16 protein-coding genes and 1 pseudogene are annotated in these 17339 nt (G+C 59.9%); 7 read left to right on the top strand and 10 right to left on the bottom strand.

Features of this window, described 5'->3' with window-relative positions:
• Positions 1-602 precede the first annotated feature (602 nt).
• Together ACTJK6_RS20595 and ACTJK6_RS20590 are read left to right on the top strand one after the other, a co-directional pair.
• On the top strand, positions 603-1406 hold the full coding sequence (locus ACTJK6_RS20595) for a hypothetical protein (RefSeq protein ID WP_440840019.1): 804 nt from the start codon (positions 603-605) through the stop codon (positions 1404-1406).
• 461 nt (positions 1407-1867) lie between these two features.
• A complete protein-coding gene (locus tag ACTJK6_RS20590; RefSeq protein ID WP_440840017.1) occupies positions 1868-2392 on the top strand; it encodes a hypothetical protein in 525 nt (174 codons plus the stop codon).
• 58 nt (positions 2393-2450) lie between these two features.
• Here the strand turns inward: ACTJK6_RS20590 and ACTJK6_RS20585 are convergent, their stop codons facing one another.
• A complete protein-coding gene (locus ACTJK6_RS20585; RefSeq protein WP_440840016.1) occupies positions 2451-3191 on the bottom strand; it encodes a response regulator transcription factor in 741 nt (246 codons plus the stop codon).
• A gap of 191 nt (positions 3192-3382) precedes the next feature.
• Positions 3383-4429: a zinc-dependent alcohol dehydrogenase family protein gene (locus ACTJK6_RS20580; protein ID WP_440840015.1), complete on the bottom strand. Its 1047-nt coding sequence runs from the start codon at positions 4427-4429 to the stop codon at positions 3383-3385.
• Positions 4430-4562: 133 nt separating this feature from the next.
• On the opposite strand from ACTJK6_RS20580, the gene ACTJK6_RS20575 reads away from it, so the two are divergent.
• A complete protein-coding gene (locus ACTJK6_RS20575) occupies positions 4563-5027 on the top strand; it encodes an Lrp/AsnC family transcriptional regulator (protein WP_440840013.1) in 465 nt (154 codons plus the stop codon).
• A 137-nt stretch (positions 5028-5164) separates the two neighbouring features.
• On the opposite strand, the gene ACTJK6_RS20570 is transcribed toward ACTJK6_RS20575, so the two are convergent.
• A complete protein-coding gene (locus ACTJK6_RS20570) occupies positions 5165-6184 on the bottom strand; it encodes a response regulator transcription factor (RefSeq protein WP_316869726.1) in 1020 nt (339 codons plus the stop codon).
• Positions 6185-6528: 344 nt separating this feature from the next.
• Here ACTJK6_RS20570 and ACTJK6_RS20565 point away from each other — a divergent pair, with 344 nt between their 5' ends.
• The gene (locus ACTJK6_RS20565) at positions 6529-7002 is read left to right on the top strand and encodes a helix-turn-helix domain-containing protein (protein ID WP_260801229.1); all 474 of its coding nucleotides are present in this window, start codon (positions 6529-6531) and stop codon (positions 7000-7002) included.
• A 554-nt stretch (positions 7003-7556) separates the two neighbouring features.
• On the opposite strand, the gene ACTJK6_RS20560 is transcribed toward ACTJK6_RS20565, so the two are convergent.
• From ACTJK6_RS20560 to ACTJK6_RS20540, 5 genes are all read right to left on the bottom strand, one after another.
• Positions 7557-7838, bottom strand: a complete 282-nt coding sequence (locus ACTJK6_RS20560) for a hypothetical protein (RefSeq protein WP_260801228.1) — start codon at positions 7836-7838, stop codon at positions 7557-7559.
• Between the two features lie 402 nt (positions 7839-8240).
• Entirely contained in the window at positions 8241-9023 is a 783-nt protein-coding gene (locus ACTJK6_RS20555) for a hypothetical protein (protein WP_440840011.1), read from the bottom strand.
• Positions 9024-9081: 58 nt separating this feature from the next.
• Positions 9082-10284, bottom strand: coding sequence for a hypothetical protein (locus ACTJK6_RS20550; protein ID WP_440840010.1), 1203 nt, complete (start codon positions 10282-10284; stop codon positions 9082-9084).
• Positions 10285-10422 (bottom strand): hypothetical protein, encoded by a 138-nt coding sequence (locus ACTJK6_RS20545; RefSeq protein ID WP_440840056.1) that lies wholly within the window; start codon positions 10420-10422, stop codon positions 10285-10287.
• A gap of 5 nt (positions 10423-10427) precedes the next feature.
• On the bottom strand, positions 10428-11270 hold the full coding sequence (locus ACTJK6_RS20540) for a restriction endonuclease (RefSeq protein WP_440840009.1): 843 nt from the start codon (positions 11268-11270) through the stop codon (positions 10428-10430).
• 617 nt (positions 11271-11887) lie between these two features.
• Between ACTJK6_RS20540 and ACTJK6_RS20535 the strand changes: the two genes are divergently transcribed.
• Both ACTJK6_RS20535 and ACTJK6_RS20530 read left to right on the top strand, forming a co-directional pair.
• Positions 11888-12811, top strand: a complete 924-nt coding sequence (locus ACTJK6_RS20535; protein ID WP_440840008.1) for an ADP-ribosylglycohydrolase family protein — start codon at positions 11888-11890, stop codon at positions 12809-12811.
• A gap of 183 nt (positions 12812-12994) precedes the next feature.
• Entirely contained in the window at positions 12995-13897 is a 903-nt protein-coding gene (locus ACTJK6_RS20530; protein WP_440840007.1) for a DUF2242 domain-containing protein, read from the top strand.
• 126 nt (positions 13898-14023) lie between these two features.
• On the opposite strand, the gene ACTJK6_RS20525 is transcribed toward ACTJK6_RS20530, so the two are convergent.
• A complete protein-coding gene (locus ACTJK6_RS20525) occupies positions 14024-14767 on the bottom strand; it encodes a response regulator transcription factor (protein ID WP_440840006.1) in 744 nt (247 codons plus the stop codon).
• Positions 14768-14972: 205 nt separating this feature from the next.
• A pseudogene (locus ACTJK6_RS20520) lies at positions 14973-15106 on the bottom strand (transposase); the annotation flags it as partial.
• A 612-nt stretch (positions 15107-15718) separates the two neighbouring features.
• Here ACTJK6_RS20520 and ACTJK6_RS20515 point away from each other — a divergent pair.
• Positions 15719-17140 (top strand): hypothetical protein, encoded by a 1422-nt coding sequence (locus ACTJK6_RS20515; protein WP_440840005.1) that lies wholly within the window; start codon positions 15719-15721, stop codon positions 17138-17140.
• Positions 17141-17339 lie beyond the last annotated feature (199 nt).

Genomic DNA, 17339 nt, shown 5'->3' with positions numbered 1-17339 from the left:
CGGGAGATGTTGGCTGGTACCTCTCAGGGTGGTGAGCGCCTTGCCGCACGATCCTGCGCAATGCGTGCACCGTTTCTGCCGAGCGTGATGTTGCGCTTCGCCAGGGCGTCGCATCTTTCGCACGCCGTGAATTCAGCAACGCTTCAGGGAAAGACCATTACAAGCTCCATCAATAACATCAACACTTCAAAATGGATCCTCGATTCAACGCTGCCCTTTACGACCCGGCCGCATACGCAGACATGCAACGCAGGATGAACGAGTTGCAGGTCGACCAAAGTCCTCAGCATCCTGCCCAATCTCCGCAGCCTGGCTGGGAATCGCAACGCCCTCGACAGGCACTGCGCAGGCCTGATGGAATGCCGGCGGGGCGGCGCGAACGTAGAAGCGCCAATACGGAAGGGCGCACCCGGCGCCGTGCGGAGTTGCCCGCGAGCCCGCAGACCAGTGCGGCACGGGGCCAGCGAAGCAGCGCGGGTGCGGCTTCATCCTCGGCACAGTTTGCGCCGCCCTCCCCCGTGTTGACCCACAGCACCCACAGGCCGCTTCACCCCGCGTCTGACTTCAGGGGCTTTGAGGGCGTTTCAAATATCGTCGGCGCAATGTACGAGAAGCCGTCTGCTGCCTACGGGATTCCCGCGCACGTGAAGTATGGCCCGCTAGCAGAGCCGATGGTCCGCTGCAGCGATGGCTTGGTTCGCCGCTTTCCGAGCGCTGGCGACAGTAGCCGCAACTATATGGCGCAAGTTGAGAAGGGCCTCATTTACGACGCCCCTGCGGATCGGGTGACCAAACGCATTGGCGGCTTCAGCGTGTCCGGAAACGGATCGCATGCAGCATTCGAGGTCGACGGCTATGCAGTGAGCCCGATCAAGGTCGGCTGGCAGTTCCAGGCGTACCCCCTGCCAAACGGAAAGGTGCTAGTCCCTCAGCCTGGTTTCCGCGATTGCACGAATGCTTGCGAGCTCATGATGATGTTCGATCACGGGCATATCGGGTTCCATAACGCTGATCGCTACGAAGGGGAGAACATGGGTAATCGGCGCGAGCTGTCCGAGATCATGGCCTCGCTCCAGCACAAGACGGGTTGGACGCCTGTCATGGTGGAACACGACATCAGCTACAAAAAGGGCACTTTCGGTTCTGCCCATCCGAGCCGCAAGCAAGCTTGGCGGGATCTTGCAAAGAAGATCAACGAGATGGGGCCGTGCATTTTCGCGAAAGGCGGCCACGTGGTCATGTTGGACGGCATTCGCGAATCGCAAGGGAAGTTTCACTTGACGATCCGGGAACCGTTTCACGGAACATCTTTGGAGTTCCGCGACACCGCAAAATTCTTCGCTGATCAATTCCGGACGCCTGACCGGGTGCACCTTGAAGCCATCTTTTTGAAGCGGCCAGACTGATCATCGGACTGTCTTTCCTTCCGAAGCCAAGCGCATCCTCGCTTGGCTTCTCTTTGGCTTGGAAAGACCAGTAAAGCGGCGTGCCGGCATGCACGAGTCAAGCACGCATGCGAAGGCGACCACACACACCAGCCCCAAGCGCGGCACTTCATCGCCCTGATGCTGGTTAAAGACAATGTGCAGCACTGAAGCGCCGTACCAAGTAGCCCAAGAGATCCATGAAAATCCCAAACCCGCTTTCCGCCTGCCTGCGGCCAACCGAGAAGACAAGCACCGCAGTGTCGGGCACAAGCGAGACCGCTCGAAGCGAACCCCGGGCGAGGCAAGCCAGTGGACTGCTCGGGGGCCTGACCCCACGTCTACGGGGTCGGTCGACCAGCTCGCCCACCCGGCATTCCGTGAGCGCAGTATCGCAACCGCCAGAGGTTGCGGCTGACGACGCGCTTCCACTCCGAAAAGGAATGGTGATCAAGGGCCTTGCCAGACTGCTGGACGGAGGGGGCGTCATTGGCGCTGACAACGCAGAGGTTCATCGTGGCTTGAGCGGCAGCTACACCGTTACCGGCAACGAAGTCGTTTTCCACGCCGACCAATCCGGACAGCACAAGATCAACGTCCTGCCCTACGTCGCAGGCGCGATCAGCTACACGCGGATGCAGGGCCAACCCACGGTGAGTGGCCCGTTCACCGGCTGCACCATGGCGATCTACAACGCCCATGGTGAAACCCGCGTGAATCATGTCGACACGGCTGAGGCGTCTGAGGGGGAAGCGCCGAGCAAGCTGCGCTGGGAGCGCATGAAACGCCAAGGGCTTGAAATTGCCGATGAACTGTCCACCAAAGGCATGCTCGGACATTTCCTGGACCGCGCCGAGCCTCACCCCTCTTTGGCTACGCTCAGCGTTCTGGCTGTCGCTTCACCTGTCGCCGGCATTCGTCATCACTATGTCGTCAAACAGGATGGGCACTATCTGGTCGTCGGTTAAAGCTGCTCACTCAACCGCAAGCCAACAAGACCCGTTAAAGCATGCCGGCACACACACTTCAAGCTGCCAGCTTCGCGTTCGGGTCGATGCTCTCCGACTGCTCCGCTGCGGGCTGCACGGCCAGCTGATAGCCGCGCGAATACACCGTCTTGAGCTCGACGCCAGTTGCCTGGCCGAAGCCGAGCTTCTTGCGCAGCTTGTAGATGTGCTGTTCGATCGAGCGCTCTGCAATGCTGGCGTCCGTGCCCCATACGGCAGAGGCGATCTGCTGGCGTGACAGAAACGACCCGGACGAAGAGAACAACAGCCACGCCGTGGCAAATTCACGTGCGGTCAGGCGGATCGGTACGCCGTGCAATGTGGCGGTGCGGGTCAGGCGACACAGACGGTAGGGCCCGGCCGCGAGTTGTGTATCGATGGCGACCTGCGTCGACTTGCCGGCCCCGCGCAGGATGCGCTGCACGCGCGCGCATAACTCTTCGGCACTGAAGTGGCCGGAAATGACATCGTCGATGCCGGCATCGAAAGCGCCGAGGATTTCGTGGCGGCTGGCAAAGTCGCCAAACACCAATGTGGGCCGGCACAGATTGGCGTTGCGCCCGCGCCCGGAGAGCAACAGCCGGGCGGCAGAGCCGAACTGCTGCGCATCAATCATCACCACCTGGAACGCCTCGGTATGTCCGATGCGCATCAGGGCCAATGCGTCGTCGAACCGCACGCAGGTTACGCCCTGCGAAGACAGGCATGCTGCTATGTAGGTGAAACTGGATGGGTTGGTGGTGAGTACGGCAAATTTCATGGCAAGCCCCGACGGTGCGGGGTTGATCAACACGTCTACCCCGCTGTTGTGTTTCGCCACAGGATAGCGATCACAGTGTGTTCATCCATCCCTATGACTAGCGATGCGGCGGCGGTGGCGGCCGACCCTCGACCATTGAGCGGCAACGCAAGTGATCCACTCAACACCGCCCAGGGGCAGCCTTGACGGGCTCAGGATGAGAAATCCGTGATCACCGTCACCCCGGCGGCTTCAAACCTGTTCATGTTGGTCAATGCCTCGATCGAGGCGCTGAGGCTGATCTCCCTGCGCACCATTCGCCCAGGCTGCAGCTTGCCCGTGCGGATCATGTCGAGCATGGGGCCATAGCGATGGGCCTGCATGCCGTGGCTGCCCAGAATCTCCAGCTCATGCGCGATGACCTTGCTCATGGGCACTGCGGGTGTCGTGTGATCGCCCAGCATCAGGCCAACCTGCACATGCTTGCCACGCCGGCGCAGATTGCTGATCGAGTTGAAGCAGGTGGCGGGGTGGCCCAGCGCATCGAGCGACACATGCGCGCCGCCTTGCGTGATGCCCCGCACGGCCTCAACCACGTCAGACTCGCGCGATGCATTGACCGTTGCGACGGCACCGAGCGCGCGCGCCAACTCCAGCGCGCTGTCAGAAATGTCGATGGCCACGACATTTGCGCCGATGGCGTTGGCGATCATGATGGCCGACAGGCCCACGCCGCCGCACCCGTGCACCGCTACCCATTGGCCGGCCGAGGTCTTGCCCTGGTCGACAACCGCACGAAACGCCGTCACGAAGCGGCAACCGAGGCTGGCCGCCGTGGTGAAGTCCAGGTCATCAGGCAAGCGCACGAGGTTCAGGTCGGCATAGCCAATGCCGACGTATTCAGCAAACGAGCCCCAGTGCGTAAAGCCGGGCTGAAACTGTTGTTCGCACACCTGTTGATGCCCCGCATGGCATTCGGGGCAGTGACCACAGCCGGCCACGAACGGCACCGTTACACGGTCACCGACCTTCCAGCGCGTCACATCCGCGCCCACCGCCGCAACCACGCCGGCCAGCTCGTGACCCGGCACGTGCGGCAGCTCGATATCCGTGTCGTGGCCCATCCAGCCGTGCCAGTCGCTGCGGCAGACGCCGCTGGCCATGACCTGCACGACCACGCCATCCGATGCCGGCGTCGGGTCTGGAACGTTCATGTACTTCGGCACGGCGCCGAAGGCTTCGTAGACAATGGCTTTCATGATTGCAACGCTTGGCGGATAAGCGTTGCAATATAAGCCGCAGCAGCCGAAAGTACCTTTCTAATTTGAGGGCGTTTCTGGAGTCTTGCGAAGCGCCCTTTCCAATTCCGACACGCCGTGGAAAGGAGATTTCATGGAAGCACTCGACTCCATCGATCTGGGCCTATTGGATCAGCTCCAGCAGGACGGACGCGTCTCCAATGCCAAGCTGGCGGAGCGCTTTTCGTTGAGTGAAGCGTCATGCTGGCGGCGGCTCAAGCGCCTGGATGATGCGGGCCTGATCGAGGGCTATCACGCGGCGCTCGACCGTCGCAAGCTTGGGATGGGCGTGATGGCCTACGTGCAGATCATGTGCACCCAACACACCGAAGAGGTGACGGCGGAGTTCGAACGGCTCATCCTGGCCAGCCCCAACATCCTGGCCTGCGACAACACCACGGGCGAAGCCGACTACCTGCTCCAGGTGGTCGCCACCGATCTGGACGACTACAGCCGCTTCGTTGAAAAGGTCTTGAGAAAGCTGCCCGGTGTGTTTGGCATCCGCTCGAACATCTCGCTTCGTCAGGTGAAGTCGACCAAGCGGTTGCCGATTGTCTGAGGCTCTGCTGCTCTGCTGCTCTGCTGCGGCGCAGCGTCACCAGACTAACGTCTTTTTGAAAAACCGATTTGAGGATGTTTGAATTTCCGGCAACCAAACCGTTGCCCGCGCGGCACACATGTGCACGCGCACATACATTATTTCGGTAGTCCGCCGACTGTGATGGCGGCAAGGCCGATGGCACTGCGTGAATCCACGCCCACCTTTCTCATGATGTGCCCGACGTGGGTGCGCACCGTCCAGTAACTGATGTTCAGGGCCAGGGCGATCTGCTTGTCTGACATGCCCTTGAGCATCAGGTGGCAGACCTCGCCTTCGCGCGCGGTCACGCCAAACCGCTGCTGGAACCACGCAGACGACCCCACCACCCGCGCGATCAGGTGAACCCGATACACCGGCGCGGCGCAGCTGTCCTCACCCGGCCGCTCCACGCAAAACTCGAAGCCGTTCCACTGCGCGTCGCGCGATCCGTTGGCGACTGCAGCCAATTCGACATAGAGCGCATCACGCTCCTCACTGCTGACGCCGGCCAGGATGGCGCGGGCCTTTGCGTTCGGCTGGGGTGGCGACGTGCCGTTCAGCTCAAACGTGGGCGTGTGCATCTCGGTATCGGCGCCGACTTCCTCCGACTCCTGAATCACGCGAAGCTGCTGGGCATTCAGCAGATGCGGCTTCAGGAGGCTGAGCAACAAGATCTCTCGCTCGCCGAAACGCTTTTTTGGGTCACTGGTGCTGAATCGATAGTCCAGCAGCATCCCGTTGGCGTAGGGCAGGCGCAGGCTGACGCCCGGATACGCCTGATGCCGACAGAGATAGTCGGTGAAGTACTCCGAGCGGCCCCATTCCGCACGGGAAATCTTCCGCTCGATCACCACGGGTTCAAAGCTGTCTTGCAGCAGCTCCGCGATCGGATCGAGCGCATGGAAATAGTGTCGGTACTCCGCGCGCATGCCCTGATCCCGGCCCCACAAGGCGCTGGAATGTGGGTGGTGCGCACCGCCCGGCCACCAGAACAACTGCGCCATGAGATCGACATGCAGCAGCGACCCGAGCTTTTGGATCAGCTCAGGGCGTTCGACAAGGCTGCCGCTCGCGGGCTCATGAAGACGCCCCGTGATATCGAGCAGCGCGCGCAGTTCTGCAGTGGAAAGATCCATCAATGGCTTGGCCGGCCTACTACCGGGTGCTGAGTCTGGGAATTCGGTGTGGTGATCTGGTCACGCGTGTCAGCACCAATACAAATAGGACTATCGGCATAACGGCGCTGGGCTATAGCCCGTGCACTTCAGTGGTGCCAAGCGCTGCTGATTTCTGGTCAAAGCAGGATTTGGCCCACCCCGCGTAACGCACCCGCCCCGCACTGACCATCGCTATCCATAGCTATGGTTGCCGGCCGCCCGATTTTGCGATAGTGCGCCTGCGGAGGACTGTCTGTCGGCTTTGAACCGGCACCCCCGCGGCCTTAACCGAAGTTGCATCGTGCTTTTCTGAGGGAACCCGCATGCCAGCGCCACTACTATCGTCGACCAGCCTGCCGGACTTATACCGCACCAGCCTTCCATCAACCGCCATGGTTGCGCGTTGGGACGCGGCGCCCGCACCGCTGGCCGTCATATTTCTGGACAGCTCGCTACTGAACGACTCCACCTGGCTGCCATCGCAGACCACGTTGCAGCCGATGGCGCTGAAAGACGTGCAGCAGATGCTGAGCGGCGCATTGCAACCACCCGTGCCGGCCGGCGGCGTGGGCGCCGACACATTGCTGGCCCATGCGGAGCCCAGGCCCCTTACACGCCGCCAACACGACATTCTTCAAGAGGTGGTCTGCGGCCGCTCGAACTCTGAGATTGCGGAACGGCTGCATATCAGCGTCGAAACCGTCAAAACCCACATGCGCCAACTGCTCGCGCGGCTGGGTGCGCGAAACCGCACGGAGCTGGCGACGATTTATCAACGCAGCCAACAGGTGAGCTAAGCGGCGCATCTAACGGCGCACCGGGTTCTGAACTCCACGTTCCGAGCTCCGAGCTCGGCGTGTCGAGTTCTGAACTCCATCTTCCGAGCTCCGAGCTCGGCGTGTCGAGTTCTGAACTCCATCTTCCGAGCTCCGAGCTCGGCGTGTCGAGCTCTGAACTCCATCGTCCGAGCTCCGAGCTCGGCGTGTCGAGTTCTGAACTCCATCTTCCGAGCTCTGAGCTCGGCGTGTCGAGCTCTGAACTCCATCATCCGAGCTCCGAGCTCGGCGTGTCGAGTTCTGAACTCCATCTTCCGAGCTCCGAGCTCGACGTTCGACAGTTTTAGCTCGGCAGTCGACCCTCTAACCTCGGCACGCGAGTGTTTGGGCTCGAAACTTTGAATGTCTGAAAGCGGCGCTTGGGTGTTGGCGCTCGGCGTATGGGCCTCGGACCGTGGCGGTCGGGCCTTTGAGTGTCGTGCTCGGCCTGCTGGGCTCGGCACATAAAGGGTTGGGCGTTGCGCCCGACGCTAGCGCCCCCGCCCGTCGCGGGTTCGCTTTTACTGCTGTTTTAGTTATTTCTTCTTGCGGTTCACGCGGTCCAGCACTTGCAGCACTTCCCACCGGTACAGGTCAACTGTCACGCCATCGAGCGTGGTCAGCATGTAGGCCCCAATCGCGTCCATGAACCCGGCCTGGTAATCGAGGGCCTTGTCCTTGACGTGGAACTGAAGCTCAAAGCGCAGCGTATGCGGCTCGAACTGCCGGTGCATCTTCATGTGCATCTGCGCGCGCCGCAGATAATCCCGCGCGCTCAGGGCGCCTTGTGCATACAGGATGTTGGTCTCAAGGCTCATCGGGCACCTCCGGACGGAGGACGTTGCGCGATGCAGGTGGAGCTGCAATTTGCAGGGCGATGCCCGCGTGGGATGGGTACGGCTTGGGTCGGTTGATCCATTGTCTTGCCTCTGGTTGAGTGAGGAGCCACCCACCCGGGAGGGTGGGCGGGCACACGACAAGGTCTGCAATACCGACGTTACTGTCATGACGGCAGGGCCGAAGCCCTCCCTGTCGGGCCCGCCCGAATGGGCGAACGACGACAGCGGTAGAAACTTGAGTTTCTTCCGGACAGGAACGATCGAGATTGCAGTCTCGGCTGCGGTTGTTGCCGCAGCGGGGGGAGTTTAGCGGGTATGGATCAGGCCAAGCAAGCGATCACGCAACACATAAAGCTTGTCTCACTGAGGTCCGGCCACAATCTATAAAGCGCGCGAAATCAAATCCGATACAAATGTTGCCACCATGCCCAGCATGTAAACGACGACCGCAAATGCGGAAGACCCCACAATTGCTTGGAGGATCCAATGCAACCTGGCTTTGGCCGGCCGAATAAACTCCACATTCGGGAAAAGCTTCCAAACAAAACCCATAAACATATTATTCGCATAACCCCATATATTTGAAAAAATCAATATAATAAATAAAAATGATATTACAAATGAATTTTCGAATTTAAGATTCGGGGACACCTTAAATGAAATCCACAAACTTACAAAAAAACCCAGAATCACCCCCATTATTTGCACAACAAAGCTCGTCCATGGATTTCTAACCAGCCCCGCTCTTGTCCTGTATTTTGCTAGCACCTCATGCACTGTTGCGAAAGAAGCCTCGGCCCAGTCCTTATCGTCAGAAGAAGAAACGAGAACACAACGATTTGGCTCTCTAGAGTCCAGACAAAGCTCGAGATATGCACCAGTGCTTCTACCACTCGCTAGTGCATCTTGCGATTCAATCGCAAAAAGTACCCTCTCAACTTGGCGCGCCTGATTGAAATACGCCATCAACTCATCAAGGGAGAAAACACGATAGCCCTTATTGTCAAATCTTATTATGTAAGTAAAATGCGCAACCTTCCCAACAGCGCCCAGCTCTGTCTTTAATTTCGAGAATCTATCCTCGAATACATTATTTATATGCAAAAGCGCATCATCGTCTAAACTGACATTGACAATGTGCTGATCTCTTAGATAGAAGGCCATCCCCCCTCCAATATTCTAGGAAGCTTTACACCGAACTTGGTCCCTTATCGCACCACCATTAAATGAATTGAAGATCAGCGGCATAGAAATTCCCGGCCCTTATGGAAATCTCACTTTCATTCGAATCAACAACGACTTCGCCCTGAGAAATTAGATCACCGATCCGGTCGTCAACCTCTTCAATCACACCCATACCAACTTTTGATATCCCTCGTATCTTCTCCAAGAGATTGACGTCGATACCCACGCTCACCTTGACCCGCGAAAATCCCCCGCGGTCAGAAAACGGCGATGATGGCAATTCAATTGTCACGCTCCGGCCTGTAAATTCTTTTTTCCTCACAGCGAATGGGGAAGTCTTTGTACGTGCCAACATAACAACGGCGGCATTCAATCTATCAGCAGCAGGGATTTTTGCGCGCCGGCGCTCCTCCGTGCTCAAAAACTGAATAGTATCCTCATGAATTTCCGTCGGCATTGATAACTCTTCCGCCAAGGGAATAAATCCTGATAATCCTAGAGCTCGCGAAATAGCCAATCTACGCTGCACCTTCTCTGCATCGTGTTGCCGCCTGTAATCGACGGTAACGTAAGGCTCTGGCTCGGGATCCACAATCTTGATGCTTGAACTAATTGTGGAATACTCGTCAGCCAGATATAGACCAGCAGCCAAACGCTCGCCTCGCACGGCCCCTTTTACCTGGATAGCATTTTTTTGATCAAAGGCAGTTTTTAACTGACCATTTCTAACAACCCCACTTGTTTGAGTCCCCTTGCACTCCAATACATGCCACTTGCCAGATTTATCCAAGATCACAAAATCCGGGCACTTTCCCGGCCCCACCTTTGGAAATTTCTTTTTTAACCCACCTGATCTAATTAGGCTTGCGTACAGACTAATAAATTGTCGACCATCCACGACATCCTTGAATCCACCCAGTTTGTCAAAAATAAGCTGCGTCGTAACTGCAACACCAAAATCGTCACTTAGTATTGTTTTTTGATGCGGATCGAGATCCACAAATTGCTGCACTATTCTCAGATCCGAATGCGGCGATATCGCAGAAAAATATCTAACCCAACTCCAGTATCTGGCAGGCGATGCGGAAGTAAACCCACCTGGAATACTAAGTGTACCAAGCATCAATAATGCTTGACCCATATCTAATGTGGCCGCACCTGATCCAGCAAGAAAAGCAGGAACTAACCCTTTAGGAAAAGTCTTGGCATCAACAGACAGGCTAATAGTTCTTTTTAGCATTTAATAAATACGATCCGCTATTCCGTCATTGAAAGTCGCACCTACACTGACTGCGCGCCCCATCTGCAACGTATACCGACACCCCACCCGGTAATTACTGCACCCCCAAAACGCCCCACTCTTCCCATTCCGCGCCACCAGCTTCACCCCGCAAGCCGGGCACGAAGGCGTCCGGTAATCCCCCTCAAACACTTTGCCAGCAGCGCGGCCTGCTTGTCTTCGGCCAGTGCTCGGATGCGCTCAAGCACCGCCGGCCCGTCCAATAGCTGGATACCAGCAAGCTCTGAAAACTCCTGCACCGGGTTGCCGACATAACCGGACAAAGACCAGAACACGCCCCGCTTGACCTTGTGCGCCAGCATGGAGCCGCCCAACGCCCGCACCTGTTCCACCTTCACGGGCTTGGACCACGCCTTGCACTGGACCACCGCCACGGGCGCATCCAGGCCGGCCTTGTACAGCGTGGCGTCAATGCCGCCGTCCGGGCCGTGCGGCACGGTCTTCACGGCAAACCCCATCTGCTCGTAGTACTGCACGCACAGCAGCTCGAACCGCTTCCACTCAAGCGACTGGATGGCCTCCAGCGTCCAGCTCTGGGGCGTGGCGGGTTCTGCCGGCGTAGGGGCTTGCGTGGGTGTGGTGGTGTTGCGTGTGGTGTTAGGCGGATTAGGCGGGTTGGGTGTGTTGCTGCCCGCGGCGTTGCGGGCGGGCTGGGGCGGTGCCTTCGGCGGGCGGGCTCGCCCAGTCGGTTCCGTGCGCGGGGGCCCGAGCCGGGCATCGGCCTGCCGGTTGCGCGCCCGCAGGTACGACAGCACGGCAAAGAAGCCGAGCAGCAGCGCGGGCATCCAAGCCAGCCCGCGCGCCAGCATGCCGATGGCGCTCAACAGTGGGTTGGCGCCAAACGCGGCCGGGAGGATGTTGTGAAGAATCAGGTAACTGGCCGCCGAGCCAATGGCCAGCATCCACCACGGCAGCGCCAACAGCATGTCGCTGGTGGATGCTTGTTTTCTCCTCCGCCCCATCTACCGCCCCCGGCCTAATGCTTTTTAGATATTTATGACTAGGCGCTTTCTCTGATAATCCGATTCAAATCAGGGCGCCGGTTTTTAATTGGGAAATAGCATAGGCGATGCGTTGGGATTGCGCTGCCCCCGTTGGTGGGGTTTTGGGTGGTTTTTTGGGGTGGGGGTTGATAAAGATCGAAACGGCGGGGCTGATTTATATTTGACGAAAATCTGAATTAAGAATTGGGCATGTCCGGAGCGACGGGCTGGCGGCGCGCTTTCACATTTGCCATTGGCTGTGCGGCCGCTGCCACTTACTCGCGCAAATTCTCTCGGGTACGATGCGGCACCTCTTCCGCGCATCGTTATGGCTATCCGCTTCCAGACCACTGAACAAGACATGGTTGCCGCATATCGGCTGCACTACACGATGAGCCGCAAGAAGGCCGCGTGGGTATTCGGGTGCGTTTGTGCTGGGGCTGGTGGGCTATCTCACGACAGAAAACACCTATGCGGCCGCACTGGCCGGCGGCGCTGCGGGCCTCGGCATTGCGCATTTGGCGATCCTCTAGCCAGCCGCTACTAACAAACACCCGCACATGACAACCCCATCCCGCCAAACGCGCCTGCGCGGTGGTCTCCTTGGCCTCCTGATCGGCGATGCCCTAGGCGTGCCTTACGAATTTCACGACGCTGCGTCGATCCCGCCCTCTGCTGAGATCGAGATGACGCCGCCAGTGGGCTTTAACCGTGCACACGTGGGCGTGCCACCTGGCACGTGGAGCGACGACGGTGCCCAGGCGCTGGCCCTGCTCGATGCGCTGCTGCGTGACCGAACGCTGAACCTCGACACCTTTGCTGCAAACCTGCTGAACTGGTTCCAGCAAGGCGCGTTCACACCAGACGGCAATGTCTTCGATGTCGGCTTGCAAACCCGGCAGGCTTTCTACGCCATCGCGGCTGGCAAGAGCGCGTCCACGTCCGGGCCGGACGGCGAACGCGACAACGGCAACGGATCGCTCATGCGTTGCCTGCCCGTCGTCATGGTGGCGACCACTCGCGACGACGCAATCCACCTTGCCCGCAAGCAGAGCCTGCCCACGCACGGGCATGTGCGCTCTCAACTCTGTTGTGCGCTCTACTGCCTGACTGCCATGGGCATTCTGGAAGGCCAGTCCGCAGCCGATGCAGTACGCGCCGCCGAGGACGCGCTGCTCGACCGCCATACCGGCACGCCGGAAGAGAGCGAACTGAAGATCGCGCTGGATGGGCGCTTCGACGCTCCGCAAGGGTCGGGCTATGTGGTCGACAGCTTCTGGTCGGCAATGCACTGCGTGCTGTCGACACACAGCTATGAGGACTGTGTTAAGCGGGCGGTTGCGCTGGGCAACGACACGGACACCACGGCATGTATTGCCGGCGGATTGGCTGGATTGGTCTACGGGGAAGACGCCATTCCGCGGCGCTGGCTGGCGGCGTTGCACGGCAGAACGACCGTTGAGTCGTTGTTACAACACTTCTGATAGGGCACCCGGCCAAGACAGGCATTGCGGCCGCCGAAGTCTGTTTCCGTCACCCGACAAACTTATAATGTCGCCCGGCCACCCGCCTAAGCCGCCACCGCCTGCCGCGCACAAAACTTGCGCCGCACCTGCGGTGGCCACCGGGCCGCAACGTCACCCGGCCAAGCCCTTTTACCCAACGCCATGCCCTACCGCTTCCGTCCGTTGTCTGTTTTGTGCGCTGCTGCCAGCATGGCTGCCGCTCTGGCTGCGTGCAGCTCTGCGCCCACGCCGCTCTATCAGCAGGAGCAGTTCGATGCGGCGGCAAGCCCGTATGCGCGCACCTTCCACGCCAAGTCCGACGCGACGTGCGAGGCGGCACGCCGGGCGCTGCTGAGCCAGGGGTATGTGTCGAGTTCGCCGCGCGCTGACACGATCGACGGCAGCAAGAATTTCCAGCCGAGCAATGATTCGCACGTGGTGATCTCGTTCCACGTGGTGTGCGCAGAAGCCAATACCGAGGGCACGTCGAGCACGGCCTATGTGAACGCGGTGCAAGACCGCTACACGCTCAAGAAGACGAGCACGTCGGCAAGCGTGGGGTTGAGCATCCTGGGGTCGGTGTCGCTGCCCATCGGCTCGGGTGACGATTCGATGGTGAAGGTGGCAAGCGAGACGATTCCGGCCGGCGTGTTCTACGAGCGCTACTTCAACCTGGTCGACCACTTCCTGAAGATCGACCCGGCCCGCCATGACCGCAAGGTGGCCAAGGCGGCAGAGAAGGAACACGTGGCCCCGCTGCCCGAGCCCGCCCCCACGCCGCAGGGCGAGCCGATGAAGATGACGACGCCGGTGGTGCCCACGCCGGCCGCGCCGCCTGTGCCGGTGGCGGCGCCGGCTTCGGCTGCGGCTGCTGCGCCGGCGTCTGTGCCCGCTTCAACGCCTGCGGCGGCGCCTGTGGTTGCGCCGGCTTCTGCACCGGCATCGAAGGCGCCAGTTGATGCTGCACCGGCATCGGCTCCTGCGGTGACCACGCCGCCGGCACCCACGCCGGGCCCGGCCCCCGCATCCGCACCGGCTGGCGCAACAACGGGCGGCGCCAACTGAGCACGACCGACCTACCGACCGTCTCTATATAAAAGGGCCATCGAGGAATTCCGCAGAACGCAGCGCGGTAGCCGCGCCAACGGCGCTGCTGCAGAGCGCGTGGCGGCATCGGGCAGGCGTTTGCCTTCAGGCGGCCAGCTGTAGTGCAGACGCAATAGTCGTCGCCTGCCTCTCTTCCTCATGTACCGCCAGTTGGTAGCCACGCGCATAGACCGTCTTGAGCTCGACCCCCGTGGCCTTTCCGAAGCACAGCTTCTTGCGCAGCTTGTAGACGTGCTGTTCGATGGAGCGCTCAGCAACGCTGGCGTCCGTCCCCCACACTGCGGAAGCGATCTGCTGACGTGACAGGAACGCCCCCGAAGACGAAAACAACAGCCAGGCCGTGGCAAATTCGCGGGCGGTCAAACGGATGGGCGTGCCGTGCAACGTCACCGTCCGGGTAAGCCGGCACAAACGGTATGGCCCGACCACCGCACGCGTGGCGGACTCGGTTTGCTGCGTGCCGTGCTCGGCGCTGCGCAGGATGCGGCGCACACGCGCCTTCAACTCCTCGGCGGTGAAGTGGCCGGTGATGAAGTCATCGACAGCGCTGTCAAAAACGGCCCGCATTTCGGCGCGTTCGACAAAATTGCCGAACACCAGCGTTGGCCAGCACATATCGGCGTTGCACTCGCGCCAGGACAGCACGAGTTTGCCGGCCGTGCTGAATAGCTGTGCATCGATCATCAGCAAATCGAAGACCTCACTGCGCCGCGCGCGCAGCAACGCCAATGCATCGTCGAATCGCTCGCACGACACGTCTTGCGCTGAGAGGCAAGCCGTCACGAACGCAAAGTTGGAGGGATTGCTGGTAAGGATGGCGAATTTCATGGCGTACCCCGACTGATGCGGCGCCAATCAATGTGTCGGCCCCGCTTGTTTTCTTTTACCCCAGCATAACTTTCACAATTCCTTCACACATCCCTCCGAAGAGTGATATTCCGGTGTGGCAGCAATTCCTCTGCGAATCGATGCATTTGTCATCAAATTGACACCTATTTGAAATATTTAGGCGCGGATTGCGATCACGGCCACCCCAGGCCCCGATGCCGCGCGTGCCGTCGGACAGGACCCGGCCAGCGCCAGACCGGCGGCCTGGCTGCGTACTACGGCATCCTCCCGAAACTTCATCCGCAGCGCGTCGAAGAACACGACCGGATACGAAGTTTCGCCATACCGGATCGGAGAGTTTCGTCACGTTCCCCTGCCCTTCGCGTTATCCGTGACCTTTATCGACGCTCCAACGTACTGTGGAACGTTCACTTGCCATATGGCGCATACCTCGACGCCGTAGGCAGCGCTTGCCGCAGTCACGGTGTACAGAATTGGAGTCTCGAAACGATGAAAATCAATCCAACCGGCAACGTCGCCATGCCGACAGTTGCTGAGCAGAGTCACACTCCCGGGAATGAAGTTCACGTCGCATCAGCGGGTGCATCACGGTCTTCCGTGGCGGAAGGTAGCCCGTTGCATGGGCTTCGCCGCACGCGTAGCCTTCCGGCGCGGCTCGGTGCCGCTTTGTCCGACGACTCAACAGAGACGAAAACACGCCGAGCGGCCGGCCGAAGGCTGGCAACAGCCAGTCAACGCTCCGTCGCGACGGGACAGCACGCTCGTAGCCCCGGCGTAAGCGGAATCAGGACACCCGCCTCTAGCGCCAGGAGCGAACACAGCGTCGAGATCGGTGATGCGCACGGGCCAGTCCCGCCGGGCAGCACGCAAGACGCGTCGATGCCATTGGCAGCATCTTCGCAAGCCGGCGTCATGCAACGGCTATGGAACATGGCCGACATACGCACACTGCTGAGCCAAGCCGACGATCATGAATTCATCGCGGCATTGCGGGCCCCCACGGACGAGGCCAATGCCGATGGCCATGGCGCCCGGCTGGATCGCCTGGCAGGCCACGTTTCGGAGTTGAAGACCCACCTGGATAGCGCGGGGCTCGATGGCGCGCTGGCAACGCGATTCAAAGCGCGCCTTGATGAGGTGGGGGTCACGCTCAAAGCACTGCAAACGGATAAACCGCTGGGCGAACGTGCCGCGAAGGTTGTTGGCCTGAACGCCCTGCTCGCGCCGTTGCCGTTGATGATCCCGCTCATGACGAAGCCACGGCAACAGAAGACTGAAGCGGAAATTGTGGCGCTGATGGCCAAAGCAATGGTCGAAGCCATCGGCATGATTCGCACGCCGACGACAGACAACAATCTCCTGAAAGACCGTGCGATGGCGCGCTACTACGCGAACACAGTGCAAGCGGTGGAGTTTGCCCTGCCTACGTTTGTCAGCGGCCTGCGATTCCTCAACGACAGTCCGGCGTTCAACATTGCGGCCGGCGCCGTATCGACCGGTGCACTGTTCGGCGGCTTTCTCTCGAAAGAAATTCGGGACAAGTACAACGTCTGGCGGACCGGGTCGAAACATCCAGACTTGCGCAAGGCAGGCGTGGCGCTCTCTTCCGAAACGAAAGCCGCGCTGGATGCAGTGAAAAACGCGGTCGAGATGGACCAGCAGATACTCAATGGCGCCAAGGATAGGTTCATTACGGAGCACGGCCGTGAGCTGAGCCCCCACTTGAGTAAGCAGGTGGCGATTGCGGTCAACGCCTATCAGCGCATTGCAGACGAACTCGCCGAGTGCATCGGTCTTCCGGCCGCCGAGGGGCACGCACAGAATAGCGACCGCTCCGCAAAACTCGCGCTCGCTCTATTCTCGACCGCGGTTTGCACAGCAACGACGGTTTTGATGCTGCCTGACAAGATTGGAACTGTGGACCTCGCGTCCGACGCTGCCTTTACCTCCGCATTGATGTTCAGCTTGATGGCGGACAAGAACGTAAGCCGCAAAGACGCCTTGGAAGAGTTCAAGACGTTTGTTGGACTGAGCCTGGTCATGCTCGCGGTACTCGCGGCCAACAAAGCGGCGAATGACTTCATGGAGCGCGGCGTAAGTGGACTGCTGGTCGGCTCGATCGCGATGAGCGCATTGAACTTGACGATGCCGGGGCCAGTGGGGCATGCCGCTGCACGTGGCATCGAGGCTCTCATGAGCATGAGCCCGTCGGACATGTTGAACGGACTGAAAAGCATTGGCGATCGCGTGTTCCAGATGTTTGCTGGCGAGCAAGCCCGACCCCTTCCTCGAAGCACTGTGAGGTTAGAGGAACTGGACCCCGACCTTGAGGGGGCGCTACCAGCCCGATAAAGGGCGCGTCGTTCCGTCCAGCGCGATGATCTCGTAGGCGCACCTCGCGCTGGAGCAAGTGGGCGAGGCGCCCCACCCCACGCTCACAGGCATTGGCGGGACGTGGCTTTACTGTTTCCAGTTCGAGATCAAGGTGATCGCCAAGCTGCCCGAGCCGGCATGACGGATGCGTCAGTCCTACGAGAATCCGTACCCGCCT

It is taken from the genome of Ralstonia sp. 22086 (assembly GCF_052045975.1).
Classification (GTDB): domain Bacteria; phylum Pseudomonadota; class Gammaproteobacteria; order Burkholderiales; family Burkholderiaceae; genus Ralstonia; species Ralstonia wenshanensis.
The sequence above is the reverse complement of the archived record's forward strand: the minus strand, read 5'-3'. Positions and strand labels throughout refer to the sequence as shown.